The sequence below is a fragment of the Streptomyces sp. NPDC037290 genome (assembly GCF_055603245.1).
Genome location: NZ_JBVJVZ010000205.1, coordinates 1 through 1,010 on the forward strand (window position 1 = coordinate 1; position 1,010 = coordinate 1,010).

The 1,010-nt window shown below is 70.1% G+C and carries 1 pseudogene; it reads left to right on the forward strand.

Annotated features, from left to right (window positions below):
- Positions 1 to 150 (forward strand): annotated as a pseudogene (locus tag ACZ7HQ_RS46015) (DUF2637 domain-containing protein); the annotation flags it as partial.
- Positions 151 to 1,010 lie beyond the last annotated feature (860 nt).

Sequence of the window (1,010 nt, forward strand, 5' to 3'; positions counted from 1 at the left end):
CCGTTCCCGATGCTGCGCCAGACGGCGTGGCTGCTGACGGCCGCGACGATCGCGTTCAACGGCGCCGCCTCCTGGCCCGATCCGCTGGGCACCGCGATGCACGCGGTCATCCCGGTGCTGTTCGTCGTCTCCGTCGAGGAGATCGGGCACCAGCGGACGGGGGAGTGGGAGGCGGAAGCTGAGCGCCCGGTCGCGGTGCACGAGGTCTCAGCGGGCGGGCTCGGCGGCACCGTTCAGCAGGCCGCGCCGGCGGGACCGGAGTCGTCCTCCCTGCCGTGGACTACGCGGCGGCCGCCGAGGGGTACGTCGCTCAGTGCGGGCATTTCCCGACGTCGAGCAGTTCGGGCCCTCCTCGCTCAGTACGACGTCGTCGAGCCCTCGACACGCGAGCCGCTGTTTGGAGTGCTGCTGGACCCCGCACTCGACAAGCTCTGGATCAAGCCCCACGAGAGCTTCATCCCCAGCGACCAGGCCGCCACGAGCGGAGACGACGATCCCCACCGGGCCCGAGTCCGACGCCGAGGTGCTGTTCGTACCGGGCGGCGGGACCAGCGCCTAGTTCGACTGCGAACTCAAGGCGCCCGTGGAAGGCGCGGCGCAGGCCAAGCCGGGAGAGTCGGAATCCTGGAAGGGAGCGTCTGGGGACACTGCACCCGATGGCGGACGATCCCGACGGCTGGCCGGGCGGGGGAGAGGCACCGCGTCGTACAGATGCGGATCCCCGAGGGTGAAGAGTCCGACGAGGCGTCGCCCCTCAACGGCCGCTCCTCAGGCAGAGCGCATCTGCAGGGCGAATGCGGCCGCGACGGCGGGCAGGTGCGCGATTGGTCGCTTCCACAGGTCGTTCGCGACCTTGAGGGGGTCGTTGTTCTGCGTCACCATGCCACCTCCTTCTGCGGCGTGATGAGAAGGCCGTTCGTGCGTGTCTCGATGCGATCGATGTACTCGTCCAGGTCGAAGTCCGCGTCCGCGCGGAGGTCCTTGGCCGGGCGGGTCCAGTCGGTCAGGTC